The 26,978-nt window shown below is 61.4% G+C and carries 21 protein-coding genes; 4 read left to right on the top strand and 17 right to left on the bottom strand.

Annotated features, from left to right (window positions below):
• Positions 1-18: 18 nt before the first annotated feature.
• The 3 genes from trxB (at position 19) to rpmG (ending at position 1,634) form a co-directional block, all read left to right on the top strand.
• On the top strand, positions 19-966 hold the full coding sequence (gene trxB / locus HY836_RS15165) for a thioredoxin-disulfide reductase (protein ID WP_290677487.1): 948 nt from the start codon (positions 19-21) through the stop codon (positions 964-966).
• A 248-nt stretch (positions 967-1,214) separates the two neighbouring features.
• Positions 1,215-1,448 (top strand): 50S ribosomal protein L28, encoded by a 234-nt coding sequence (rpmB, locus tag HY836_RS15160; RefSeq protein ID WP_290645379.1) that lies wholly within the window; start codon positions 1,215-1,217, stop codon positions 1,446-1,448.
• Between the two features lie 15 nt (positions 1,449-1,463).
• Positions 1,464-1,634 carry a 50S ribosomal protein L33 gene (gene rpmG / locus HY836_RS15155; RefSeq protein WP_058087945.1) on the top strand — a complete coding sequence of 57 codons (171 nt, stop codon included), beginning with the start codon at positions 1,464-1,466 and terminating at the stop codon, positions 1,632-1,634.
• A gap of 96 nt (positions 1,635-1,730) precedes the next feature.
• Here the strand turns inward: rpmG and HY836_RS15150 are convergent, their stop codons facing one another.
• The 14 genes from HY836_RS15150 to HY836_RS15085 form a co-directional block, all read right to left on the bottom strand.
• On the bottom strand, positions 1,731-2,096 hold the full coding sequence (locus tag HY836_RS15150; RefSeq protein WP_290643709.1) for a response regulator: 366 nt from the start codon (positions 2,094-2,096) through the stop codon (positions 1,731-1,733).
• A 26-nt stretch (positions 2,097-2,122) separates the two neighbouring features.
• On the bottom strand, positions 2,123-3,094 hold the full coding sequence (locus HY836_RS15145) for a chemotaxis protein CheX (protein ID WP_290677484.1): 972 nt from the start codon (positions 3,092-3,094) through the stop codon (positions 2,123-2,125).
• Positions 3,095-3,126: 32 nt separating this feature from the next.
• Positions 3,127-3,681: a hypothetical protein gene (locus tag HY836_RS15140; protein ID WP_290677482.1), complete on the bottom strand. Its 555-nt coding sequence runs from the start codon at positions 3,679-3,681 to the stop codon at positions 3,127-3,129.
• A 5-nt stretch (positions 3,682-3,686) separates the two neighbouring features.
• Entirely contained in the window at positions 3,687-4,415 is a 729-nt protein-coding gene (locus HY836_RS15135; protein ID WP_367114718.1) for a methyl-accepting chemotaxis protein, read from the bottom strand.
• Between the two features lie 202 nt (positions 4,416-4,617).
• Positions 4,618-6,903: an ATP-binding protein gene (locus HY836_RS15130; protein WP_290677479.1), complete on the bottom strand. Its 2,286-nt coding sequence runs from the start codon at positions 6,901-6,903 to the stop codon at positions 4,618-4,620.
• Between the two features lie 287 nt (positions 6,904-7,190).
• Positions 7,191-8,417: a fatty acid desaturase gene (locus tag HY836_RS15125; RefSeq protein ID WP_290677476.1), complete on the bottom strand. Its 1,227-nt coding sequence runs from the start codon at positions 8,415-8,417 to the stop codon at positions 7,191-7,193.
• Between the two features lie 116 nt (positions 8,418-8,533).
• Positions 8,534-8,965, bottom strand: a complete 432-nt coding sequence (locus tag HY836_RS15120) for a hypothetical protein (protein ID WP_290677473.1) — start codon at positions 8,963-8,965, stop codon at positions 8,534-8,536.
• 17 nt (positions 8,966-8,982) lie between these two features.
• Positions 8,983-10,356 (bottom strand): hypothetical protein, encoded by a 1,374-nt coding sequence (locus HY836_RS15115; RefSeq protein ID WP_290677470.1) that lies wholly within the window; start codon positions 10,354-10,356, stop codon positions 8,983-8,985.
• 198 nt (positions 10,357-10,554) lie between these two features.
• On the bottom strand, positions 10,555-11,349 hold the full coding sequence (locus HY836_RS15110; RefSeq protein ID WP_290677466.1) for a 1-acyl-sn-glycerol-3-phosphate acyltransferase: 795 nt from the start codon (positions 11,347-11,349) through the stop codon (positions 10,555-10,557).
• Positions 11,346-12,689 (bottom strand): dihydroorotase, encoded by a 1,344-nt coding sequence (locus tag HY836_RS15105; RefSeq protein ID WP_290677462.1) that lies wholly within the window; start codon positions 12,687-12,689, stop codon positions 11,346-11,348. Before HY836_RS15105 ends, HY836_RS15110 begins: the two co-directional genes overlap by 4 nt.
• A 7-nt stretch (positions 12,690-12,696) precedes the next feature.
• The gene (locus HY836_RS15100; RefSeq protein ID WP_290677459.1) at positions 12,697-13,659 is read right to left on the bottom strand and encodes an aspartate carbamoyltransferase catalytic subunit; all 963 of its coding nucleotides are present in this window, start codon (positions 13,657-13,659) and stop codon (positions 12,697-12,699) included.
• Complete coding sequence (pyrR, locus tag HY836_RS15095; protein WP_290677456.1) at positions 13,656-14,180, bottom strand: bifunctional pyr operon transcriptional regulator/uracil phosphoribosyltransferase PyrR; 525 nt, start codon at positions 14,178-14,180, stop codon at positions 13,656-13,658. The genes HY836_RS15100 and pyrR overlap by 4 nt, the downstream gene beginning before the upstream one ends.
• 9 nt (positions 14,181-14,189) lie before the next feature.
• Positions 14,190-14,597 (bottom strand): Holliday junction resolvase RuvX, encoded by a 408-nt coding sequence (gene ruvX, locus HY836_RS15090; protein ID WP_290677454.1) that lies wholly within the window; start codon positions 14,595-14,597, stop codon positions 14,190-14,192.
• Positions 14,594-15,181, bottom strand: coding sequence for a YqgE/AlgH family protein (locus HY836_RS15085; RefSeq protein WP_290677450.1), 588 nt, complete (start codon positions 15,179-15,181; stop codon positions 14,594-14,596). Before HY836_RS15085 ends, ruvX begins: the two co-directional genes overlap by 4 nt.
• A 96-nt stretch (positions 15,182-15,277) precedes the next feature.
• Here HY836_RS15085 and HY836_RS15080 point away from each other — a divergent pair, with 96 nt between their 5' ends.
• Positions 15,278-16,876: a deoxyribodipyrimidine photo-lyase gene (locus HY836_RS15080; protein WP_290677447.1), complete on the top strand. Its 1,599-nt coding sequence runs from the start codon at positions 15,278-15,280 to the stop codon at positions 16,874-16,876.
• Positions 16,877-16,892: 16 nt separating this feature from the next.
• Here HY836_RS15080 and HY836_RS15075 read toward each other — a convergent pair whose 3' ends face one another.
• Genes HY836_RS15075 through HY836_RS15065 form a run of 3 tightly spaced genes read right to left on the bottom strand, consistent with a single transcriptional unit; the run spans position 16,893 to position 26,932 of the window.
• Positions 16,893-18,002: a diguanylate cyclase gene (locus tag HY836_RS15075; RefSeq protein WP_290677444.1), complete on the bottom strand. Its 1,110-nt coding sequence runs from the start codon at positions 18,000-18,002 to the stop codon at positions 16,893-16,895.
• A gap of 17 nt (positions 18,003-18,019) precedes the next feature.
• Positions 18,020-24,577: an Hpt domain-containing protein gene (locus HY836_RS15070; protein ID WP_290677441.1), complete on the bottom strand. Its 6,558-nt coding sequence runs from the start codon at positions 24,575-24,577 to the stop codon at positions 18,020-18,022.
• A 15-nt stretch (positions 24,578-24,592) separates the two neighbouring features.
• Complete coding sequence (locus HY836_RS15065) at positions 24,593-26,932, bottom strand: methyl-accepting chemotaxis protein (RefSeq protein WP_290677438.1); 2,340 nt, start codon at positions 26,930-26,932, stop codon at positions 24,593-24,595.
• Between the last annotated feature and the right edge of the window lie 46 nt (positions 26,933-26,978).

Genomic DNA, 26,978 nt, shown 5'->3' with positions numbered 1-26,978 from the left:
ACCGAGAGAAAAACCGCCATGAGCGCCGAACAACACAGCAACGTCCTGATCCTGGGCTCGGGCCCCGCCGGCTACACGGCCGCCATTTATGCAGCTCGCGCCAACCTCAAGCCCACCCTGGTGACCGGCATGGCCCAGGGCGGTCAGCTGATGACCACCACCGAAGTGGACAACTGGCCCGCTGACGTGCACGGTGTGCAGGGCCCGGACCTGATGCAGCGCTTTCAGCAACATGCTGAACGCTTCAACGCCAATATGGTGTTCGACCACATCAATGAAGTGGACTTGTCCAAGCGCCCCTTCACGCTCAAGGGCGATGCCGGCACCTACACGACCGATTCACTGATCATCGCCACCGGCGCCTCGGCCAAGTACCTGGGCCTGCCCTCCGAAGAAGCCTTCATGGGCCGCGGCGTGAGTGGTTGCGCCACCTGCGACGGCTTTTTCTACCGCGACCAGGTGGTCTGCGTGGTTGGCGGCGGCAATACCGCTGTGGAAGAAGCGCTCTACCTGTCGAACATCGCCAGCAAGGTGCACCTGATCCACCGCCGCGACAAGTTCCGCGCCGAGCCCATCATGATCGACAAGGTTCATGAAAAAGTGGCCGCCGGCAAGATCGAACTGCACCTGTTCAACACGCTGGACGAAGTCCTGGGCGACCAGTCCGGCGTGACCGGCGTGCGCGTCAAGAACGTCAACGATGGCTCGACCACGGAGATCAAGCTCCAGGGCTGCTTCATCGCCATCGGTCACCAGCCCAATACCGACATCTTCAAGGGCCAACTGGAGATGAAGGACGGCTACATCCTGACCAAGGGCGGCAGCGAAGGTTTCGCCACCCAGACCAGCGTGCCGGGCGTTTTTGCCGCTGGCGACGTGCAGGATCACGTCTACCGCCAGGCCATCACGAGCGCCGGCACCGGCTGCATGGCGGCCCTGGATGCCCAGCGCTTCCTCGACAAGTAAGCCCTCCGTCAAGCAAAACTGGCCAGGACTTTGCCAAGTGCAAAGAATCTGGCTATAATCTCGGTTTTGCCGAAATTCGTCCCGGAGTGGGTAGCCCTTGCCAGGTTGGTCAGCTAGATCAAACCGAAGCGTGTGAGGGTTTGAAGCTTCCGGAAGGGCGCTTACCAGGGCCAACAAAGCCCTGCTCTGAGCACCGAGACCGCAACACCAGCGCTTTCAAGCGCTTTTAATGTGAACGGAGAAGCGTCATGGCACGCGTCTGTCAAGTCACGGGCAAGGGCCCGATGGTGGGAAACAATGTTTCTCACGCCAACAACAAGACCAAGCGTCGTTTCCTGCCTAACCTGCAGTACCGTCGTTTCTGGGTCGAGAGCGAAAACCGCTGGGTGCGTCTGCGCATCAGCACCGCCGCTCTGCGTCTGATCGACAAAGTGGGCATCGATCAGGTCCTGGTTGACCTGCGTGCCCGCGGCGAACTGTAATCAGGAGACACGATCATGGCTGCAAAAGGCGGACGCGAAAAGATCAAGCTGGAATCCACTGCGGGTACCGGCCACTTCTACACCACCAGCAAGAACAAGAAGACCACGCCTGAAAAGCTGGAATTCATGAAGTTCGATCCCAAGGCACGCAAGCACGTTGCCTACAAGGAAGTGAAGCTGAAGTAATTCAGCGCACGCCCTGCAAGTTCAGGCTTGCATGCAAAAAAACCCGCCCAGCGCAAGCCCGGCGGGTTTTTTGTTGCCGACACGCGGCCGCAGCCCTTACTCGGCCAGCTTCTTGAAGGTGGCGATGACGGCGTCACCTTTGAAAGGCTTGACGATCCAGCCCTTGATGCCGGCAGCCTTGCCGCGCTCTTTCATGATGGGCGTGTTTTCCGTGGTCAGCATGATGATGTTGACGGTGGCATTACCCAGCTCGCCACGGATCTTCTCGGCCATGGTCAGGCCATCCATATTGGGCATGTTGACATCGCTGACCACCAGCTTCACGCGGGGGTCGCCCTTGAGCTTGGCCAGGCCATCACGACCGTCCACGGCCGTGATCACGTCCAGACCGGCCTTCTTCAGAAAATCACCGACTTCATTGCGGACGGTAGCGGAGTCATCAACCACAAGAACTTGTGCCATGTTTGTTCACCTCATTGAGAAAATAATCAGAAGAGCTCCAGCTCACCCGAATCAAACAGATCTTCGACCAGCGCTTCGTTTTCCTTGAACTTGTCTGGCGACCAGCTCAGGTTGAACACGAAACGTTGATACAGAACCAGGTTGGGACCATTGCCACTCTTGTCCGACAGCGTGTACTTGAAACACAGTTGCGGATCCTCCGAACCGAAGGAGATGTAGCGGTGCAGGTGGTTCACCATGATGGGCACCTGCGATGAGCGGCCTTCCAGCGGCTCATACGAGATGAAGCGGTTCTTGAACGAACCCCACACCAGGTTGGTGACTTCGCCCAGCACGTGGTTGATGTCACGGAAGTTGACGAACTCGGTGGAGATGTGCGTCTTCTCCGACTCCACGAACTTCACCAGCGGCTGCTCTTCGGTCTGCAGCATCATGTAGCCGCGGCACCAGTTGCTTTCCAGCGGGATCAAGGTGAACAACTCGCCGTAGATGATCCGGTCGCGCACGATGTAGGGCGCCTCACTACCGACATCCACATCCTTGAACTGGCTTTCCAAAGCCGCTTTGGTGATCTCGGTGATACCGCGCACCAGGGCGTTGGGATACACCAGGCTGAAAATCGTCTCGTTGATGACAGGACCCAACCTGTCGATGTTGCCGATGCTGTAGCCCTGACTGAACAAAGGGCGATCAGACTCGCTCAAGGAGTCCAGATCGTCGGCCACCTCGCGACGCAAGAAGATCGGCAGCTCAGGGCGCACTTCGTGAATTTCACGTGCCAGGCTGATGCCGCCGTCGGCCGTGCCGCCACCGTAGTCTTCGCTCAAAAAGATCGCCCCCAGATCCACATTGGACTTGAGCACGCCCATGACGTTTTCTGCCTGGGCCTTCACACCCACCAGATTGTTGGCATCGCAAAATGCCTTGATCCTGGCAGCCGCTTCCTGCGAGTCTTCCAGTACAAGCACTTTGCTGACCAGTTCTGCTTTTTCAACCATGGTCCTAATCCTTCTGGGATGGATGTTGACGACTAGAAGAGTTCCAGCTCGCCGTTACTCTCTTCGGTCTGAGTCATATCGACCTTAAAGTCGATATCTGCAAACTCACAGACACACACACTGGCGTGCATCGTGAAATTTTCATTGATCGAGATTTTGAAATGCTGCGTATAGCCCGCATCCAGCTCGGTCAGATAGTCCACGCACTCGCGATCCAGCACATTGGGCGTGGACATACCGAGGTGAGGAAAGTGGTTGCCCAGCTCACGGTTGAGCGCACCACAGAAAATGTTGCCGCACTCGCAGATCACGTCCAGGTAGTCGGACTCGTTCATGGCCTCGACCTCGGAGCGGTTGATGGCCGCGAAGTGCGCCTTGGTTTCCCTGTTGAGCGTGAAGTACAGCATCGTCATCACACGGAAGGTGTAAGACGACACCGTCAGCAAGACAACCTTCTTCTCTTTGGCTTCTTTGGCATCAGCGATCACGGAGACCTCGCACTGCCCCTCCGATGACGCACACAAGGCGTTCTTGAGCGCACCGGTGACGATGAAGTCGAACGCGTCTTTGGCTTGCTGGCTGATCATGGTGCTCAGATGGCTTCTGCGACCAAGGCATCCTTGGTCTTGGTGTTGATCATCTGGAGCTCGGTCACCGCGCCAATGATCATCTTGCCGCCCGCCTGCAGGTCCTGGAAGGTGGTCGTGGTGATCAGGTCGTTCTTGTAGAGGTTGTTGCGGTAATCGTTGGACAAGGCCTCTGCCCGATTGGCCAGGGTCCGCACCTCGTTGGCCACCACCGCAAAGCCCTTGCCCATCTCGCCGGCACGCGCCGCTTCAATGGACGCATTGAGCGCCACGATCACCACCTGCCGCACGATGGCAGCGAATTCGTCATTGCGATCATGCATCTCGCGGTTGTGCGTGATCAGCACATTCATGTCGGCATGCCAACGCTCGAACGTCTTGATCAGCGTGAGCAGCTTGTCGATGGAATCCGCCAGGCGATTGCAATTGACCAGCGTCTGTTCCTTGCTGCCGGCGGCCACGCCCTGCACCTCATTGAGCTCGCGTTCCAGCGATTGACGCAACTGGCTGAGCTCGGACTGCGCCGCAGACTGCTCGCTATGCAGTTGATGGTGCTGTTGATCAAGCTCGTGGCGCAGTTCTTCAACCGTGCGCTGCAAGACCTCTTCACGCGCACGAGCCTCGGGGGCCGACACAAGTTCACCTCGAAGCTTGAGCGCACGTTGATGGTGAAACCATGCACCGAATGCGCCAATCAAGCATCCCGACAGAAACAGAATCGAGTAGAGCAGCATGTTCAAACCTTGCGGTGTTCAGGCAGCCCCAACATGAACCATGTCAAGAGCTGAAGTGTTACCTGAGCTTATCGGCGGATGTCAGCCGTCATAAAGTTGCACAGGCGTCCAAATTGCACGCTTTTCACACCTTGACTTGATGTCAATAAAAAAGCCCTGCCAGCGTCAACCAGCAGGGCTTTCTTCATTGGGCAGAACTGGCTCAGGCCTTGACGGCGAACTTGTCTGGCAAGGTGATCTGCAGCTCGAAGGATCGCTGATCGGAGTCGGCCTTGTCGTCCGTGAAGCGGATGGCCACATCGCCACCTTCATTGCGCAAGAAGCCTCTCACGGCATCCATACCCACGCCGCGCCCGGACACCTCGGTCACCTTGTCGGCGGTCGAGAAGCCTGAGGCAAAGATCAGGTTGGCCACGGTCTCGGGCGGCGTGTTGTCGCCGGCCTGGATGAGGCCGCTGTCAATGGCCTTCTGCCGGATACGGCCCACTGCCAGACCCTTACCGTCGTCATACAACTTCAGCTTGAGCTGACCATCCGCCAAATCCACGTCCAGCTTGATATGACCAACCGGGTTCTTGCCCGCGGCGTGACGCACATCGCCTGTTTCAAGGCCATGGTCCATCGAGTTGCGGAACAAGTGCGTGAACACGTTCTTGAGCAAGCCAATCGCCTGAGTGCGCACCACGATGCCGTTGTCGGCAATGGTGATCTTCGGCGGCTCCTTGCCCAGCTCCTTGGCCAGGGAAGGCATGGATTCGACAATGCCGCTCAGCACGGAATCGATCTTCTCGGTCCCGATCAGGCGCAGTGTGCGCTCCACATCGGCCAGCGCGGCACGCATGGCTTCGGCGTCATTGGCACCGGTGTTCTTGATCAGCTCCAGCGTACGACCGACCTGATCCTTGTCCACCATCAGGAAGCGCTCGACATTGCCGCGACGGCCCGGCCCCTTGCGGCCCAGCTTGACGTCGTTGATGCGGTGATAGTCGTCGACCAGGGCATGCACCTGCGCCAGTTGGTTGAGCAGGGAATCCTGATCCCAGACCTTTTCTTCGTCCTTGCGCAGCTCGTCGTATTCCTGCTCGGTCTCGTGCACGACGTTGGTCATGTTGAGCAGGCCATAGGTACGGGCGTTGCCCTTGATCGTGTGCATGTTGCGGAACAACAGGCCCACCACGTCCAGATCCTTCTGGGGCGTTTTGCGGATGAGCTCTTCGTTCTCGGCCACGAACTTGTAGGACGACTCGATGAAGTCCTGGAACTTCTCCTGGCTGACGGCCAGGATCTCGCCAATGATGTCCAGTTCGCGCTTTTGCGCACCGGCTTCGCTGGCCAGCTTCTTGAACTCGGTCACGTCGCGCACACACAGCATGAGCTTCTCGACCACGTCGTTGTCATCGGCAATGGGCGACCAACTCAGCTCCAGGCTCTTGACGGAGCCCGTGGGCAGCGTGATGTCGAACTCGGTCACCAGCAGGTGCGAGTTGAACTCGTAGTTCATCAGGTCTTCGCCGATACAGGAACCGGCTGCCGCATCCACCTGAGACAGGTCATTCGAACCCAGGCTGGTATTGGTGAACACCAGTTCCATGAAGTTCTTGCCGGCAATGTCCTTGGTTTCGAAGATGGTTTCCATGTAGGCCGAGTACTCGGGGTGAATCACACCACCGGGCAGCACGGTCAGCACACCTTGAGGCATGTTCTGCAGCATGGCCTGGATGTCGTGCGTCTTCTGGCGCAACTGCGATGTGCGCTCGGCCACACGGCGTTCCAGGGAAGCGTTCTGCTCGGCGATCACAGCCATCATCGCGACGTTGTTGCGGATGAAGAAGACCAGCACGCCCATGAAGATCAAGTTCATGATCCCCAACGCAATACCCATGTACAGGTTGAGCTTGACGGTCTGCTGCGACTGGGCCAGCGTCTTGACAAAGTTGTTGTAGCTGGACTCGCGGAACTTCTTGATCGACCCACGCAGATCATTGAGCGTCTTGTTCATCCGCTTGGTCTGCTCGGGCATGTTCGCGACCTTGTTGGCGAGGAAGTCCTCTGCCGTCTTCAAGGCCATGTCGTCGTACTGTTTGTTCTCCTTGCGCAGCGCCTGGATGTCCTTCGCTCGCTCAGGGTAGATCTTTTCCATCTCGGCGAAGGACTGATCCGCCTTCTGGAAGAAGTCCTGAGCTTCATCGAGCGGGTCATGTTCGCCCAGCATCACCGAGCGCATGAACAACTCTTCCATCTTGTCCAGACGGACGATGTTGGCGTCGATCTGTTGCAGCACCGGGAAGTACAAGTCCTTGATCGCCGTCAGCTGATCGCTGCTCTGCACGGACTTGCGCACGCTGTAGCTGGTGACCGCCAGGAACACCACGATGGCCACGCCGACCATGAAGATGATCTTGCGCAGCGGGTTGGAGCTCGAAGGCGCATGCGTGGCCGGATCGGCCCCTGTGGCTTGCTTGCTAGCCGTATCGACTGGACTCTGCATGGTTTGTTCCATTGCCGTCAACCTTTAAATGATCCGGTGTCGAGCGCAGCATCTTGATCATTCAAGCTCACGCTCGGACCCGATATTCACCAACCAAAAAATTCAGGATGGCGAAATCAGAATACGAAATACCGGACAGGTTTACGGCTGGAAAAGCGAGCACTTAAGGCTGCACTAAGCGTTTTTTCAATTCGATGTGAGAAATGATCGCCATAGGCGAAAAAAAAGCGTGCCATCGAGAGGCACGCTTTTGACCTTACACGCCAGCCAGGCTGGCGCAAGCAGCATCAGGCATGGGCTGCACGCAGTTTGCGAGAGAAGTCCTGCAGGGCGGCGATGCCACTGGCTTCGGCGCGCTGACACCAGGCCTGCAGCTCGACCACAAGTTGCTCAGCAGACACGTTCGTGCGTGTCCACAGGGTACGCAGCTCTTCACGCATGGCCAGGAGCTTGTCCAGCTGAGGATTGGCTGCACGCGCCTGATCGACTTCCTGCTGCATGCCGGCAGGCAGCTTGTCGGCATCGCGGTGCATCCATTTGCGCGCACGCAGCAACTGATTGGCGGCAGATACCTGACCGCTGGCCTTCAGGCGTGCCACTTCAACCGAGCAAGCCAGACGCACCTCATTGGCGTAACGGGCCATCAGTTCATAGCGGTTGGCCACGATGGCTTCCAGGGTCTTGGCATCAGCCACGGGCTTGATGTCTCCCAGTTGCAGACGGGGTGGCGTCTTGCGAACCTTGGCCAGACCCAGCAGTTCCAGGCCACGGATGTAACCCCAGCCAATGTCGAACTCGTAGGGTTTGACCGACAGCTTGGCCGATGTGGGATAGGTGTGATGGTTGTTGTGCAACTCTTCACCACCGATGAGGATGCCCCAAGGGGAGATGTTGGTGGAGGCGTCAGGCGCTTCGAAGTTGCGGTAACCCCAGAAGTGACCGATGCCGTTGATCACGCCAGCGGCCATGATGGGGATCCACAGCATCTGAACAGCCCACACGGTGATGCCGATGGCGCCAAACAGGGCCAGATCGATCAGCAGCATGGCAATGGGGCCCCAGTTATTGCGCGGGGTATACAGCTTGCGCTCCAGCCAGTCATCGGGCGTGCCGTGGCCGTACTTCTTGAGCGTCTCGGCCTTCATGGACTCGTCGCGATACAGCTCGCGGCCCTCCAACAGCACTTTTTTGATGCCACGGGTCACCGGGCTGTGAGGATCTTCTTCGGTTTCGCACTTGGCGTGGTGCTTGCGGTGCACCGACACCCATTGCTTGGTGACCGTGCTGGTGGTCAGCCACAGCCAGAAACGGAAGAAATGAGAAGGGATGGCGTGCAACTCAAGGGCGCGGTGCGCCTGAGCACGATGAAGGAAGATCGTGACAGATGCAATGGTGATATGCGTCAGAACCAGGGTATAGGCAATAATTTGCCACCAGCTGGCGTCTGTCAGACCTTGGATCGCCCATTGCACGAGTGCATCATGCAGCGACCCGAAAAACTCGGAAGAAAACATCAGGGACCTTTCAACGGGACGCGAGATTGTAGAGGTCCCCAGGAATTTGTCTTTGTCCAGAAACAATAAAGGGTTGCCACACGAGTGATCGCGTGACAACCCTTGCCTGGAGAGACTTATTCCACGGTCAGAACAACTTTGACCGTGCTATCCACTGCAGACTTTTCGATGTAGCCGATGGCATCCACGTTGGAGGCCACGTGCTTCTTCACGTCAGCGGCAGTCGGCACTTCCTTGGGAGGCGTGGCCTTACCAGAGAAGGTCAGACGCGCCCAAGTGGCTTTCACCTGTGCGGACGATTTGCCTGCAGCCTTGCTGTAGAACATGTCGCGTGCCGTGGCGGATTCAGGCAAGTCTGCGGGAACCGCAGTCTGGCCAGTCGGCAAGGTCGACGTTTTACCCAGGAAGATGGCAGCGGCCTCCTGTGGCGTCATCGAGGCCAGCGAGCTCTTGGGGTTGACGATCACAGCGACCTGCGCGCTGGCTGCTTGAGCCAGGGTCAGAAGTGCAACTGCGGCGGCGGCTTGAAGGGTGTGCTTGAGTTTCATGTGATGCTCCCTTCCGTTCAGAACACAACGTCCACAGCAAGGGACAAAATATTGACCCTGCGTGAACTATCTCGGAAGGTGGTCGCTTTGCTGTCATACGGATCTTCAGTGAAGAACAAACCGTAGGAACCTGCGGGCTTGGTGACATGGTCCCACTGGACTTTCACGTCAACGTTCGCGGCGGCATCCCATCTAAACCCGAGAGTCGTGGTCCGCTGGGCGAGCTTTTGCGTATCCAAGAGCGCTTGAACCCCAGTGCTGACCTGAGCCGCCCCCCCGTTCGCGGTCAACGCACCCGTGTATTGGGCAAGCGTGCCAGGCAAGCCCGCCGCCAACGCCGCAAGTTGCGCTGCAGAGTACGGTGCCGTCACAGCATTACCGGTAATCCGATCCACGGACAGACGAGATAAACCAACGAATGGCGTGAACTTTCCAACTCGGTAACCTACATTGCCATACCAGCCCGTTGTGCTAGAGATGAACTTCTCAGAACGACGCTTGGTGTACTCCGCACTGATCACCCAGTTGTCTTGATCGTACGCAACACCAAAGCCCGTGAAGGAAATTCCATTGTCTTGCACAACGACAGATTGATTGACCTGAGCAGCCAAGCCCGGTATCGCCGCCAATGGCCCGCCAGGTCCTGTTGCGGCAACCAACTGGTCCATGCTGGGAGACTGGACCGTGACTTTGCCTTTGCTCTTGCCCACGCGGAATGTCAAACCGTTGTCGAGTTCGGCTGACAGGTTGAGGCCATGCAAGCCACTGAGAGTAAATTCAGAGGGAGCCAGAGGCTGACCTTGCTTCTTCCGTGCTGAGGCATAGTCGGCCTTGGAGTCACCCGCGTAAACCGTCGCATTGAGCGTTGCCGAGCCCAGGTTCGTCTGATAAGTTGCATCAGCGCCCTCGAACTGACTCACAGGGACCTGAGCATAGACGTCTAGTGCAGGTCGGATCGCCGTGTTCGCGTAGCCCACGTCACGGAAATCCGAGATCATGAAAAATGGCCCCCCCATGCGACCACCGCGGAGCGTCAAGGCAGGCAAGGCTTGCCACTTGGCAAAGGCCCAATCAACCTTTGGCTCGTAACTCCCGAACGCATCGTATTTCGTCATGATCTGCGTCGTGAACGAAACCGCAGGTGTAACCTTATATGTTCCCTGTACAGCGAGCTTGCTATCCGGATTGGGGTTGGGCGTGGTGCCCGCACCGCCACCTTGACCAAGGTAGTTAAAGCCAACCTCGTTGGTGCTGCTGCGCGCAACACCCAAGGTACCAAAACCAGACAATCGGAAGTTGCCATCAGGCGACTGGTAGTCAGCCTGGGCGCTCATACAGGCGACCAAAGCTGCGGCCGCCAATGGTAGGCGCCGAAGTTTTTTCTCTGACATAGGAGGGACTCCTCAACAGGGTTGACGGGACGCCAATTCGGACTGATCCACCTGATGCTTTTGGTATCGGCTGTATGTCCGAATGCGCGACCACTTTGCCTAAGGGCTTGGCGGTTGTCGTCAGAGTAGTGTTACCACTTGACACCTATCCCCTGAATAAGGTGTATCGCAACGTGCAATTTTTCACTATTGCACGAATTAGTGATTCAAAGCCTTCAGAGATTCAGCCACCTGGGCCTGTAACAACTCGGCCAAAGCGCGCCTGTCTGCGTGGGTGACGGCCTGCAATGGCAGGATCCGGGCATGCACGCACAGCCCCCTGGCGGTGACGATCCACCACAAGGATTGCATCAGTGTGGTGTCGCCCACATAGGCCGCGATCGGGCTGACAGCGTGCTGAGGGTCGCTATAACGCAACACAAGCGGTTGCACGGGGGCCGGTGCATCGATGGCAGCCTGTAACAGGTTGGCGTGGAAATGCATCACCTCGTGCCCATCACCCGTGGTGCCTTCGGGGAATACGGCCACGGTGTGCCCTTCCCTCATCGCCTGGGACATCAGACCCAGCACGCGCATGGCATCCCGCCGGCGCTCGCGGACCAGGTACAGCGTGCCGGCCGTCGTCACCATGCGACCAATCAAGGGCCATTTCGCCACTTCGGCCTTGGAAACAAAGCGCGACGGCACCACAGAATTGATGGCCACGATATCCAGCCAGGACACGTGGTTGGCCACCACCAGCTTGGCGCCCGGCCGTGCCTGGCCTTGCACCTCCAGGCGGATGCCCAGGATGCACAACAACTGGCGGGACCAGTTGCTGGTCTCCTCATGCCAGCCCTGTTCGTCCAGCCCGGGCCAGATCACATAGGAGCGCACATAGCCCACCAGCACGTGCAGCAGCACGCGCAGCAGGCGCCACGATGCCAGCGGCACGGCAACGATCAAACCCAGCCCGGAAGGGCCAGGCGAGCGCTCCCCCAGGGCCGCGCTCATGCAGCAGCGCTTTGGGGCTCTGCCTCGTGGGCCACCTGCCCTGCCACCAGGGTCAGTTGCACGCGCCCCACCAGCTCGAACCCGGTCGAGCTGAAGGCAAAGGGTGTGTGCTTGCCCTGGCTGACCAGTGCGGAAGGCTCGACGATCCAGCGGGCTGCGGGGTCGAACACCACCACGTCGGCCACACCACCGGCCACCAGACGGCCTGCGCTGGACGACAGCGAGCCCAAGGCATCACCCAACACCTTCACGGGGCCTTGCGTGACGACCGACAGCGCGCGGCGCAGCTTGTCAGGCGCCGGCTTGTCACCTTGATCGGCGCCGGACCACTTGAGGGCCAGGCTCAGCAACAACTCCAGCCCGGTGGCACCAGGTTCGGCCTCACCGAAAGGCAAGGTCTTTTCGTCTTCGTCCACCGGCGTGTGGTCGGACACCAGTGCGTCCAGCGTGCCGTCGAGCAGGCCGGCCTGGAGCGCATCACGATCGCGGCCCTGGCGCAGTGGCGGCGTCAGGCGCATGGCGGAGTTGAAGTAACCGATGTCGACATCGGTCAGCAGCAGGGAGTTGATGCTCACGTCCGCCGTGATGGGCAGGCCCTGGGCCTTGGCCTGACGGATCAGCTCGACACCTTGCGCACTGGAGATGCGGCACAGGTGCACGCGGGCACCGGTAGCGCGCACCAGTTCGATGATGGTGTTGAGCGCAATGGTTTCAGCGGCAACCGGCACGCCGGACAGCCCCAGGCGCGTGGCCACGGAGCCGCTGGCGGCCACACCCTTGCCCAGCCAGGCATCCAGTGGGCGCAGCCAGACGGTGTAGCCGAAGGTCGAGGCATATTGCAGCGCGCGTTGCAGCACCTGCGTGTCCTTGATGGGCACTTCAGCTTGCGAGTAACCCACGCAGCCGGCTTCATGCAGCTCGGCCATCTCGGTGAGCGTCTCGCCCTTAAGGCCTCGTGTCAGCGCGCCCAGCGGGAACAGGCGGCAGCGGCTGAGCTTGCGAGCACGCAGCTTGAGCATCTCCACCAGGCCGGGCTCGTCCAGCGTCGGGTCAGTGTCGGGCAGGCAGACCACGCTGGTCACGCCACCGGCCGCAGCGGCAGCCAGTTCGGACTCCAGCATGCCTTCGTGTTCGTGGCCAGGCTCCTTGAGGCGCGCCGCCAGGTCCACCAGACCAGGGGCCACGATCATGTTGGAGGCATCGATGACGCGGTCAGGGGCGAAGTCGCTGTTGACGTTGCCGATGGCGCTGATGCGCCCGGATGTGATGGCCAGGTCACCGACTTGATCCAGGCCGGAAGCGGGGTCGACCAGGCGGCCGTTCTTGATGAGGATCTTCATGGTTTGTTCAAGCCTCGTTGCCAGCGATGATGGACATGACGGCCATGCGGACCGCGATACCGAAGGTCACCTGGGGCAGGATCACGCTTTGCTTGCCATCGGCCACCGCCGAGTCGATCTCGACGCCTCGGTTGATCGGGCCCGGGTGCATCACGATGGCATCGGGCTTGGCCAGGGCCAGCTTGGATTCGGTCAGGCCGAACTCCTTGAAGAACTCGCCGGCGCTGGGCAGCATGCCGCCGGACATGCGCTCGTTTTGCAGGCGCAGCATGATGATGACGTCCGCGCCGCGGATGCCCTCTTCCATGCTGTGGCACACGCGCACGCCCATCTCACGCAGGTCGCCGGGCACCAGGGTGCGCGGGCCCACCACACGCACTTCGGGCACGCCCAAGGTGGTCAGCGCGTGGATGTTGGAGCGGGCCACGCGCGAGTGCACGATGTCGCCCACGATGGCCACGGTCAGGTTGCTGAAGTCCTTCTTGAAGTGCCGGATCGTGTACATGTCCAGCAAGGCCTGCGTGGGGTGCGCGTGGCGTCCGTCACCGGCGTTGACCACGTGCACATGCGGGGCCACGTGCTGCGCGATCAGGTAAGGCGCGCCGGATTCGGAGTGGCGCACGATGAACATGTCGGCCTGCATCGCGCTCAGGTTGGCGATGGTGTCCAGCAGGCTTTCACCTTTGGAGGCCGATGAACGCGCGATATCCAGGTTGATCACGTCGGCGCTCAGGCGCTTGGCGGCGATCTCGAAGGTGGTGCGGGTGCGGGTGCTGTTCTCGAAGAACAGGTTGAACACGCTCTTGCCACGCAGCAAGGGCACCTTCTTGACCTCACGCTCGTTGACGCTCAGGAACTGCTCGGCCGTATCCAGGATCTGGTGGATGTTGGCCTTGGGCAGCCCTTCGGTGGACAGCAGGTGGATCAGCTCGCCATGCTTGTTGAGCTGGGGGTTGTTCTTGTACATCAAACCCTCTCGAAATGAAATTGGAAACGGCCTTCGGGCGTGCGGTCCAGCGAGACGCGCTCGTTGGCTGGCAACGTGATGCGGGCGGCAGACAAGGCAGGCTCGATCGGCAACTGGCGGCCACCACGGTCCACCAGCACGGCCAGGGTCACGCTGGCGGGGCGGCCGAAGTCGAACAGTTCGTTGATGACGGCGCGCGTGGTGCGGCCGGTGTAGAGCACATCGTCGATCAGCAGGATGTGGCGGCCTTCCACCTCGAACGGCAGGTGGGTGGCGTCCTTGGTGGCGCTCATGCCGCGCGAGCTGTAGTCGTCGCGATGCAGGGCCGACGAGATCACACCGTGCGGCGTCTTCAGGCCCAGATCCGTGTTGAGGCGCTCGGCCAGCCAGGCGCCGCCCGACCAGACGCCGACCAACGTGGTCTCAGGTGTGACGATGCGGCGGATGGCCACCAGCAGGCTGTCGTACAAGGCCTCGGCATCGAGGTGCAGGGTGTGGTTCTGCGCGGGGGACGGATTGCTCACGGGGGCCTCTCAGCTTTCGGATGGCTCGGGATGATCGTTGAAATATTGTTGCAGCAAGATGGCAGCCGAGGCCGCATCCAGGTCACGCGCGCCCATGGCGATGGCTTCGGTGGTCGAGTAGCGCTCGTCCACCTCGTGCACAGGCAGGTGGAATCGCCCGCGCAACTGGCCACCGAACTTGCGCGCCCGCACCGTATTGTCGTGCTCCGCGCCGTCGGGGTGGAAGGGCACGCCGATGACCAGGGCGTCCGGGCGCCACTCGGCGATCAACTGGCCGATCTGCTCGAAACGGGGCTTGCCCTCGGCCGCGATCGTGCGCAGCGGCTGGGCCTGGCGCGTGAGGCTGTTGCCCGTGGCGACGCCCACTCGCTTGAGACCGTAGTCAAAGGCGAGATAAGTCAGGACGGGGCCGCTCATGCGTGCCCGGCCTCGCCCATCAGGAAGTTGCGGTCGATGCCAAGCAGAGACAAAGCCTTGTCATAGCGTTGTTCCACCGGCGTGTTGAAGATGATCTCGGGCTCGGCGTCTACATTGAGCCACCCGTTGCGACCGAGTTCTTCTTCCAGCTGCCCGGCGCTCCAGCCCGAATAGCCCAGGGTGATGAACACCCTGCGCGGGCCGGCGCCATTGGAGAGCGCCTCCAGCACGTCGCGGGAAGTGGTCATCTCCAGGCCCTCGGTGATCTTCAAGGTGGAGTTGTAATGGCCACCTTCGGCATCCAGGCTTTCATGCAGCACGAAACCACGCTCGGTCTGAACCGGTCCACCGAAAAACACCGGCCTGCTGGCCAGATCCGGGCGCTCCAGGCTCAGGTCGACCTTCTCGAACAGCTTGCGCAGATCGATGTCGATCGGCTTGTTGATGACCAGGCCGAGCGCGCCTTTGTCGTTGTGCTCGCACATATAGACCACCGTGCCGGCAAAATTGCCGTCTTTCATCCCCGGCATGGCGATGAGGAACTGGTTGGTCAGATTGATGGGAGTGGGCGCGCCTGTAGACATCCCGCGATTTTAGACGCCCCGGCCCCGCGCATTCATGCAGATTCCCGCATTTACCTACCAACAACCCGTGCTTGCTGACGAAGTGATACTGCCGACATGACACAGACATTCGATTCCGCCCTCGTCTGGTTTCGACGCGATCTGCGCAGCACGGATCACGCGGCGCTTTATCACGCTCTGAAAAATGCCCGCAAGGTCTGGTGCGCCTTCGTGTTCGACACGGACATCCTGGACGAATTGCCCCGTTTTGACCGGCGGGTGGACTTCATCCACCGCAGCGTGATCGAGCTGGATCAAGCGTTGGAAGCCCTGGGGCAACAGCACCCGCTGGCGCAACTCACGTCGTCGGCCTCCAGCGGCGCCACCGCCGGGCTGATCGTGCGCCACGGCGCTGCCAAGGTCGAAATCCCCAAGCTGGCTGCGCAACTTGGTGTGCAGGCCGTGTACGCCAACCACGATGACGAGCCTGCTGCCCTGGAGCGCGATGCCCACGTGCGTGGCCCGCTGAGCGACATCGGCGTGGCCCTGTTCACCTCCAAGGATCACGTGATCTTCGAGCGCAACGAGGTGCTCACCGGCAACGACTCACCCTATGGCGTATTCACGCCTTACAAGAATGCCTGGCTCAAGAAGATTGATCCTTTTTACGTCAAACCCTACCCCATTGAACGCTTCAGCTCGCAACTGGCGCCTATTCCAGCCAAAGTACAACCCATCGGTCAAGCCCGGGTGCCCACACTGAAGGCCTTGGGCTTCGAGGAGGTCGGTTCGCTGAAGGTGCCTGCCGGGATGAGTGGCGCCCAGGCGCTGCTGGACGATTTCCTGCACCGCATCGACCGTTACGACGAAACGCGCAACTTCCCTGGCGTCAAAGGGCCCAGCTACCTGTCCACCCACCTGCGCTTTGGCACCGTGTCGATCCGCCAGTTGGCCGGCCTGGCCTGGGACCGTGCCAAGGCAGGCTCCACGGGGGCACAGACCTGGCTGTCCGAGCTGATCTGGCGCGATTTCTATCACCAGATCCTCTTTCACCACCCGCATGTGGTGGGCCAGGCCTACAAGCGCGAATACGATCTGATCAAGTGGGCGCACGGCGCCAAGGCCGAGGCGCACTTTCAAGCCTGGTGCGAAGGCCGCACGGGCTACCCGCTGGTGGACGCGGCCATGCGCCAGCTCAACCAGACCGGCTACATGCACAACCGCCTGCGCATGGTGGTGGCCAGTTTCCTGATCAAGGACCTGGGCATCGACTGGCGCCGTGGTGAGGCTTATTTCGCCGAGAAACTGCTGGACTTCGATCTGGCTGCCAACAACGGCGGATGGCAGTGGGCGGCCTCCAGCGGCTGCGACGCCCAACCGTGGTTTCGCATCTTCAATCCGATCAACCAGAGCGAGAAGTTCGACCCACAGGGCAAGTTCATCCGCCGCTATGTGCCCGAACTGGCCGCCCTGCCCGATCAGGCGCTGCACGCGCCGTGGTTGGCCCGCCCTGCAGATCTGGCCTGCGCGGAAGACGTGGTGATCGGGCGCGACTACCCTCAACCCATCGTGATGCACGACGTGGCCCGCCAGGAAACACTGGATCGCTACGCCGTGGTCAAGACCGTGACGGACAAGGACATCCAGAAGCTGGCACGCAAGAAGGCGCCGCGCAAGACAGCCGTCAAAACGACACGGAAAACCAAGGCAGGCTAGGCCAAGACACCTGCGCTCAGAACAGTTCGACGTCGCCCACGTGGGTGTCTTCGGATGCGATCATCCCTGCGTGCACCAGGGCTTCGTAGCACAGCACCATGTTGCGGCCCATGTCTTTGGCCTGGTACACGCCTTGATCCGCACGAGAGAAGGCCACATTGGGCGTGTCCTTGTGCTGGATCTCCGTGAAACCGATGCTCACGGTCACCCGGTTGATCTGCGGGAAGGGGTAGGACTCGACGTTCTTGCGGAATCGCTCGAATGCACCCTGCGCATCCGCTTCGGTGCCGCCACGCAGCAGGATCACGAACTCTTCACCACCGAAGCGGTACAGGCGATCATAGTGCCTGAACGACTGGCGCATGATGCGCGCCACCAGCACGAGCACTTCGTCGCCGATCAGGTGGCCAAAACCATCGTTGACCTTCTTGAAGTGGTCGATGTCCACCACCCCCAGCCAGTAGCCCGTGGCAGGCACAGCGCGCCGCTCACCCGCCGGCACCTGATAGGTATCGGTATTGACGGGCATGGAAGCCTTCAGGAAGGTGGCATCGAAAGTCTGGCGATTGAGCAAGCCTGTCAAGGCATCGCGCTGACTCGATTCCAGCAAATTCTGGAAGTTGCCAAATACCTTGAGCAAGGTTTGAATCGGGCGCAGCGCCTGAAGCGACAAGGGCTTTTCAGACCAGACCTCCAGCACGCCGGGCAGGCCAACTTCGACCAGCAAAGGCAGCACAGTGACATGGCGCAGAGCAGGCTCGGACACATCTTCGCTCAACTCGGCCTGCTCCAGCATGCGCGAATCGAGCACGGAAGCGCGCATCGGGTAGGCCTCCAGCGGTGGCAGGGATTCCAGGTCCACCCACGGCGGATCGCTGACCGTCAATTGCCCGCGTCGAGCCAGGCCGCTGCACAACCAGTGACGAGGCTCTTCGTCACGACCAACCAGGCGGTACACGCCCACGCTGGTCACTGACAGCAACTCCAGCACCCCTTGCGCCAGTGAGACATCCAGCATCTCCCTGTCCCGCTGCGCAGTCAGGGCTGCCAGGTGGGAAATGGCATCCTCCACGACCGGCTGAGCGGTCGCGTGGTTGGATGGAGGTGGAGCGGTTTTGGCCAACAAGTTGGTACTGCAGGAGATCAGGCCGTCACCTCATTGAGAGCAGCATACCGGCCAACCAGGGCCAGCAACTCCTCTTCACCATACGGCTTGCCCAGGTAGTGGTTCACACCCAGTTCGGTCGCATAGTCACGATGCTTCTGAGCAATACGTGAGGTGATCATGATGACGGGCAGATCGGATAGTTTCTGATCCGCGCGGATGTTGCGAACCAGGTCGAAACCATCCATGCGGGGCATTTCAATATCCGACAGTATCACTGCAGGGCGTTCCTGTGCCAGCAATTCGAGGGCTTCCAACCCATCTTTTGCGAGCATCACGCGATAACCTTCACGAGCTAGCAAACGCTGGGTCACTTTGCGCACGGTCAAAGAGTCGTCAACTACCAGCACCAGGGGTGTCTGAGCTTCCGTGGACTCCGTCACGGTCTTCGCGGTTTGTTTGCTGTTGGCTTGCAACCAGCCGTCAAGGTCGGCGCCTGCAGCAGACAAAGCCTGCGCAGTCTGAGCCTGAGCACGATCACCGTACACCGTGGCCAGCGCCACCGGGTTGTAGATCAGCGACACGGCACCCGATGCCAGCAGCGTCATCCCGGCCAAGCCAGGCAGGCGCGCCAGTTGTGGCCCCAGGTTCTTGACGACGACTTCCTGGTTGCCCAAGACTTCGTCCACGTGCAGCGCGATACGTTGCTGAGCCGAGCGCACGATCACGATAGGCAGGCTGCGCCCGCCTTCCATGCCGCGCGGGCTGAAGTCCAGCAGCGAGCCCAGCCAGTAGAACGGCAACACCAGATCGGCAAAACCGTAGGAACCTTGCTTGTAGGCGAGTTCCACTTCCTGCGGACGCGCACGACGCACCATCTCGATCAGGTGGGTTGGCACAGCGATGTTGATGGCGCCGCAGCGCAGCATCACCACCTTGGTGACGGCGGTGGTCAGGGGCAGGATCAGCGTGAAGCTGGTGCCCTTGCCGGCCGTGGTGGCCGTCTCGATGCGCCCGCCCATGGCGTTCACTTCGGAGCGAACCACGTCCATGCCGATGCCACGACCTGCCAGCTCGGTGACCGACTCGGCCGTCGAGAAGCCGGACGTGAAGATCAGCTGCGACAGTTCAGCTTCGCTGGGCGTGTCGTCCGGCAAGAGCAGGCCCATGGCCACGGCGCGCTTGCGGATGCGCTCCAGGTTCAGGCCGGCGCCATCGTCACGGAACTCGATGGCCACTTCGTTGCCTTCATGGCGCAGGGCCACGATGACCTGGCCTGCGGCGTCCTTGCCGGCAGCGGTTCGCGCCGCCGCGTCTTCGATACCGTGGGTGATGCAGTTGCGCAGCAAGTGCTCGAACGAGCCCGTCATCCGCTCCAGCACGCCTCGGTCGATTTCAGTGGAACCGCCGACGATGTCCAGACGGACCTGCTTGCCGGTTTCCTTGGCAGCCTGGCGGACCACGCGGTAGAGGCGATCAGACAGACCGTCGAACTCCACCATGCGGGTACGCAGCAGATCGTCCTGCAGGTCGCGGGTCAGGCGCGCCTGGGCCGCCAGTTGGTCTTCCGCCGTTTCCAGATTGCGCTGAAGGGTTCGCTGCACCGTGGCCACGTCGTTCACCGACTCGGCCATCATGCGGGTGAGTTCCTGGAAGCGCGTGTAGCGGTCGAACTCCAGCGGGTCGAAGTTCTGGCTTTGCGCACGGGCCGCTTCCATGCGGGTGCTGAGCTGGGTTTCGGCTTGCAGTTCGATGTCGCGCAGTTGCTGGCGCAGACGCTCCAGGTTGTCCGTCAGGTCGGTCAGGGAGCCACGGATCTGGCCTACCTGCGATTGCAGACGGGTGCGCGTGATACTGACCTCGCCCGCGTGGTTGACCAGACGATCGAGCAACTGCGGACGCACGCGGACCACGGCCTGGGATGGCGCGTGGGCATGTTCGCGATCCAGACGGGCCGTCGGGCCCTGCGCCGCCCGAGGCAAGGTGCCCCAGTCGATCGGCGCGAGCTTGACTTCGGTTTGCTGGCGAGCGGTGATGGGCGACACCACAGCAGGCATCGCGTCAGACGTGCTGGCTTCATCGGCGGGCACAAGCTGCTCGAGCGGCGCCATGGGTTCGATGATCGGCGTGGCAACATCCACACGTTCCGGCACCACAACCACAGGCTCGGCGGGCGGCAGTTCGCGGTTGACCTGCTCGTCATAGCTTTGCGCATCGTTCGCACGCAGGGCTTCGAACACCTCGACCAGACGGTCGACGCGACCTTCCAGCGGGGCGATGTCGGCGTGCGTGATTTGATCGGACGCCAGCAGGCGCTCGATCGTCGATTCCATGCGGTGCGCCAGTTCACCCAGACGCATGGCACCGGCCAGACGTGCGCCACCCTTGAAGGTGTGCAGCGTGCGCATGCAGGCAGCCGCAGCGGCGGGGTGATCCGGCATCTCCAGCCACTGACGGGTCTGACTGGACAGTTGAGGCAGCAACTCCTGCGCTTCTTCTTCGAAGATCGGGAACAGATCAGGATCGACGTTGTCCTGCGCATCGATGTCGGACTCGTCGTCCCAATGCACGGGGCCCGCGCCGGTCAAGGCTTGCGCTGTGGAGGCACCAGACTGCAGCGGATCGGAGTCTGGCGACAAGGGCGTCAACTCCCGGAACTCGGCCACACCCAGCGGTGCGGGCTGCGTGGACTCCACCTCCTCGGCGGAGTGAACCAGCCGCAAATGCGGGCGCGACTCTTCAACCGGTAGATCGCCCAGCTTCGAGTCACTCAGCACGATGGTTTCAGCATCTTGTGCGAAGGGATCGGCATGATCATCACGGCCGGACTCTTCGTCCAGATCGCTCACGAGGCTGCGAGCCTCGATGCGACGCGAAGCATCGTGGTCGTACCACTCCAGGCGGCGCATCAATTCATCAGAAGGGGTCTTGAGGAAACCAGCGGCGAACTGATGCAACAGGCGGCGGATTTCTTCGGCCGCCTCGTTGAACAGGGCCACGGCCTCGGTCTCGCCACCACCCAGTGATTGCGAGCGCATCAAGGCGTGCTCCAGCAGGCGGGCCAGTTGCGACAGCTCGGTATAGCCCACCGTGCCGGAGTTACCGGCCAGCGAGTGCGCCAGTGCAATGGCTTCATCGCTCACCGGGCGATGCAGCTCCAGCGCCCACTCACCCAACGACGTGGACAGGCGGCGCGACTGCTCGTCGGCTTCATTGAGGTAGATGTTGAACAGCGGGATGCTGATGCGCAACGGGCCCACCACCTTCACCGGCTCATCGGCGTTGTCGCCTTCGGACTCCGGCGCCGACGGTTCCGTCACGTCTACAGGTGAGGAAGCCTCCACAGTGCCAACCGTCTCGACAGGCTCGACAGGCTCGGCGGGGATCACCACATCGAGATCGGCCGCTTGCGTAGGGTCGTCATCATCGAGGATGACCACTTCCTTGGGGTCGGTCAACTCGACCTCGCCCAGCGGCGCTTCTTCAGCTTGCTCGTACTCGGAATACAGTGCGGCCGGTGTGGACGGCGCATGGATGGTCTCGACCTCGATGCCGGCGGCCACATCGGCCGGGGCTTCCAGATCCAGCACGATCAATTCGTGATCGGGCACGGGCTCGGCCATCAGGTCCTGCGGCTGGGTGTCCACCTCGGGCAAGGCCTCGAGATCCAGCACGGTGTCGGACTCCGGCGTCTCGATGTCCAGCAAGGCGATGTCGGCAGCGGGGATGTCCTCAACGGCTGGCGCAGCGAGATCCGGCAGATCCAGATCATCAAAAGACAAGGATTCGACCACCGGCAAAGGCTCGACCTTGACCTCGTCAACAGGCTGATCCAGAGAAGGCAACTCCCAGTCCGGCTCCGTGAATACGGGGCGGGGCTCGGCCAACAGTTCGGGCGCCGATGCGGCGTCTTCCACCAAGAGCGGCTCAGGCAACGCTGCTTCAGCCAGTACCTCGATGACAGGCTCAGGCGGTTCTTCTGGCTGGCTCTCAGCCTCGGCAGCCGGTGCGGAACCCGCGTCGGAAATGGCGCGACGCTCACCACGCAGACGCAGTGCATCGGCCACATCGATCACCGGCTGTGCCGACCAGCCCCTGTCCTGCTTGGCAGAGATGGCGTCGGTCCACAAGGCAAAGTGGCCCAGCACATCGGCCGTCACGGCTTGCAGATCGGCACTGGCGGGCGTTTGCGATGCCAGCCAGGCGTTGTACATCTGCTCGCAAGCCCATGCAGCTTCGCCGTACTCCTTGAGCCCGACCATGCGCGAGCTGCCCTTGAGCGTGTGAAAGCCTCGGCGTACGGCCGTGAGCGAGCCCACATCGTCAGGTTGGGAGGCCAGGTGAACCAGGGCCTGCTGGGCGTTGTCGATCACCTCGCGCGCTTCCTCCAGGAAGATGTCGCGCATCTCGTCGTCTTCTTCCAGGCCGGTCTCTTCAGGTGCAGCGGCGGCGGGCGTCAACGACAGCGGCGCCTGCGGCGGGAACTGAGGTTCGGCCTGCAGGGTTTCCGCGTCAGACACCGATTGGGTGAAATCGCTCAGGACCTGCGAGACCTGCTCGCGTGCGGCGGCCAGGGCAGACTCATCGTCACTGGCCTGTGCCGATTCGAGTGCAGCTTGCGCCGCAGCCACGCTTTCGGCCAGTTCTGCCTGTTCCTGCACGTGCGGCGTGTCGGCCAACTTCTGCAGTTGTTCGGAAACCTCGGTCAGGGAGGCGTCATCACGCTCCAGCACCTCGGCCACCTCTTCAGCCACCGCGTGTGCTTCTTCCTGCTGCACATGTTGTGCAACAAACTCTACCGGGTCAGCCTGGGTTTTTTTTTCTCGCCCCATCACAGGCGCCAACACCCCCGTGGCTTCATCCATGGTGAACAGGGACTTGGCCAACGCGGGCTGAACGCCCATCATGTCGATCAGGAAACCCAGCGCGCCCAGGTTGGTGGCCAGGCGATCGAACACGCCCTCCTGTGCAGCCTGATCCAGATCGGCACCAGGCACCAGCAGGTGGTCCACCGCTTCGCGCATGCGCACGGTGGCGTGTGCGGCCACATCCAGACCCAGCACGGCCAGCACGCCACGCATGGATTGCAGCTGCGAAGGCACGTTGACCAGCGGCGTCACATCCTTGGAGTCACGGAAGAACTGGTCGATGTGCTTTTCGCAATCGGTCAGGGTCGAACGCAGCTCCTGCACGACGCTGCCGATCGTCTGACGATCGGACACGCGGCGGTAAAGCGCCTCCATCCAGGATTCGAGCGGCTGGGCATCTTGCCCTTGGCTGATGGCCTCGATGCGTTGCGCCAGACGCTGCACGCGTTGCTGTTGATCTGGGTGGTCGAACTCACCGTCTTCCAGTGAGGCTTCCAGATACAGCAGGCTGGTGGCCACTTCCATGGCCAGAGCCGGCGCGGGGGCCTGCGAGGCCTGAACGGTGGCCTGCACCGCATGGGTCAGGGCATCGGCCAGCACCTGGCCGTCAGGGAACAGGCGACGAAGGGAGTCGCTGACGAGCGAGAACTGCTCGTTCAGACCGCCCAGACGCAAGAGCTCACCTGCGGCAACCGCAGACCAGCCGTCCTTGGCGCCAGCCACACGCTTGATGGCTTGCGCCACCCAGGCAGGGTCGTACTTACCCAAAGACGATGCCTGCAGGTCCACCGGTTTGTGGCGCTCCAGACCAAAGGTGCGGCGCACGCGGGCCAGCACCGAGTTCTCGGCAGCCGGCACATCAGAGGCTTGCGCACAGAAAAACAGCAACTCGTTGGCCAGGCGATCCGATGGCGTGGCTTTGCCCTTGACCAGCACGCGCAACTGACTGAGTAGTTGCGACAGCACGCGTTTGGCGTGCACGGTCAGCGGCACATGGGCGCCGGCCAGGCCTTCCAGGAAGCCACTGGCCAGCATCCAGGTAGCGGATTCGCGGTGGGCCGCGCGCTGCACGGCACCACTGGCCAGGGAGGCACACAGATCAGCCAAGGCCACGGCATCGGCGGGCTGGTTGCGCTTGAGCAAGTTCAGCAGGCCGGTTTCGAAATCATCGACGGTACGGGCATCGGCCTCGCGGACCGGCACGTTCTCTGGTGGCGCCAATGGCGCTTCCAGGGACAGATCAGGCCAATCCTGCGACCACAGGTCTGTCGGGCGCGGCAGGACACTGCCCACACGGGCCATCAGGGCCTCGTACTGCGGGAACAAGGCCATGGCCGACACCGGCTTGCCGGCCAGCCGGCGGCTGACGTAATCCAGCAGCGCGAACGAAGCCTTCTCGACATCACGCACCGCTTCATCCGTGATGGACTGCGGGCGGTTGACGAACTTCTGCACCACCGCCTCCGCGGCGCGCAGCAAGGTGGCACCAGCCGGCACACCGGCCAACTCCAGCGCCCCCACCCCCTGGTGGATCTGCTGACGGGCCGTGCGCAGAATGGCAGGGTCCATGGCGTCCATGTCGGACAGCCCGGCCGAGGTCACATCCTTGAGGCAACGGTGCAGGGCCTTGTGTGCCGAGTCCAGCGACTTGCGCAGTTCCTCATGCACCCAGGCCAGTGCACTGAGGTCGTCAGATGGCGAGGGATCGTCGTGGTGCAAGCTGTCCATGGGTCATTCGCTCTATCAGGAAGCGATCTTGAATCGGGCCACCGATTGCTGAAGTTCGTTGGCGGTGCGGGACAACTCACGCACCAGTTGCGTGGTTGAACGGGTACCTTCACCGGTCTGCTCGGTCACGGCAAAAATGTGCTGGATGTTGGCCACCACCACGTTCGCCGATTCCGCTTCACGCAAGGCTTGCGACGAGATCTGCTCAATCAGTTCGGCGAGGCGGCGTGACACGCGGTCGATGTCGCCCAGCGCGGAGCCGGCGGCGTCAGACAGTCGAGCCCCTTCCACCACACCCTGCGTGGAGCGTTCCATAGCGCCGACGGCATCTTGCGTGTCGGTCTGAATGGTGCGCACCAGGGCAGCAATTTCGCGGGTCGCATCAGCCGAGCGTTCAGCCAGACGCTGCACTTCTTCGGCCACCACAGAGAAGCCGCGACCGGCTTCACCAGCGGAGGCTGCCTGAATGGCAGCGTTCAAGGCCAGCACGTTGGTCTGTTCGGTAATGTCGGAAATCAGTTCGGTGATTTCGCCGATCTCCTGAGACGACTCACCCAGTCGCTTGATGCGCTTGGAGGTTTCCTGGATCTGCTCGCGGATGGTGTTCATACCGCCGATGGCGTTCTGCACGGCTTGCAGACCGGAGTCGGCAGCTGCCAGCGATTGGCGGGCCACTTCGGCGGAGTGCTGGGCTTGTGCGGACACTTCGTTAATCCGGCCTGCCATCTGCAGCACCGATTCGCCGGTTTCACGAATCTCGCGCAGTTGCTCGTCGGAGGCGGCCAGCAGCTCGGTCGACGTGGCTTCCACCTCGCCGGTGGTTTCCGTCACCCGTTGCACCGTGCCTTGCACCTGGGCCACCAGGTTGCGCAACTCTTCCACCGTGAAGTTCACCGAGTCGGCGATGGCGCCGGTGATGTCTTCCGTCACCGTGGCTTGTTGCGTCAAGTCACCTTCAGCGACGAGTTGCAGCTCGTTCATCAATCGCAGAATGGCCGCCTGGTTGGCGTCGTTCACGCGCTTGGCTTCACGCTCCATGCGTTCGGCTTCCTGCCGCTGTTGTTCAGCGATCTGACGGCGGTGCGTCTGGTCGGTCACGAACACGCGGAACAGGCCGTAGGCCGATGCCACGGTCACCAGCAGCGAGATCAGGATCATGGCCACGTTCAGGCCCCCGATGCCGGCGCCTTCGGTCAGCTTTTGCTGCACGGTTTCCAGACCCTTGCGCAGCGGCTCGGAATCATCGATCACGGCCACCTGGGCATCACGTGCGGCCACCAGGCCTTGCAGCGAACCCAGAATGAAGGTCGATTGCGTGCGGGTGCGCTCGAAAATCTTCAGCAGGGCTTCCAGTTGTTCACGCACTGCGGGATCCTTGGCGACCACCAGCCTCAGCTCGGCGTTGCCATTGAGCATGCCTTCGGCGATTTCCTTGAACGCGTTCAGGTCCTTACCCAGCAGGAACACGGCCTCGGTCGACACGCCTTCCACCGTCAGGAATTCGTTGGCCGACTTGCCGATACGCTGCGTCAGCATCACCAACTGGTTGAGCGAGGACATCTCGGCTGGTGAGACACCGCCCTTTTCGATCTTGGTGGTCGCAATGCCTTCCGCCAGATCCAGCAGTTCGGAAGACTGGCTGTTGACCTCACGCAAGGCCTGACTCACCTGGGTCAGTGTCTGCTTCTGCTTCAACACGTAGTCAGCGTTCTTTTCAGCGCGGTCCACCAGGGGCAACAGCTTGGTCAGCTCTTCCTTGGCGCCGCCTTGCACTTGGCTCAGCCCCAGCTTGGCGTCGCCCTTGTCCAGACCGCGCACGTTGCTGGCCAGCACCTTGGAGCTGTCAGCCACTTCGCCGAAGGCCTGTGCACGACCGATCAAAGCCTGCGACACCGACTTCGCCAGACGTTGCGACTGCATCAGTGCCTGACCGGTTGCACCGGTCTGCGCCGCGCGGCGATCTGCAGAGGTCACCGACAGGAAGGCAGACAGCAGCAAGCCCACCATGCCGACACCCAAGGCACCACCAATGAAGCGTTGCTGCTTGTCCAGGCGCCACTGACCGATCACCGGCAAGCCGGTCTGGGGTTCCAGCAACGCGTTAGTGGTCTCGGCCACCTCGCCCTTGAGACGGTTGTCGTGGTAGTCGGGCGGGAACTCCGAAGGCGCCGCCTCCGAAATGATCGAGTCCGAGGTGATCGTGCTGCCAGGCTGGATGGTCGAAGGCGAAGCCTGCGTGTCCACAGACTGGGCTCCGGAGGACGTGACCATCCCCTCGGTGCTCAATGCTTCCGACTGGACCTCCTCGTCGTCCTGTGTTTTGCCCAGGTCCTTGATTCGACTCAGGAAACTCATGTCCTTATGCTCCAAACAGTCAGCTGTGACAGCCAGACGGGGGTGA

It is taken from the genome of Aquabacterium sp. (assembly GCF_016234775.1).
In the GTDB taxonomy this organism is placed as follows: Bacteria; Pseudomonadota; Gammaproteobacteria; order Burkholderiales; family Burkholderiaceae_C; genus Aquabacterium.
This window is presented reverse-complemented; position numbering and strand designations above follow the sequence as displayed.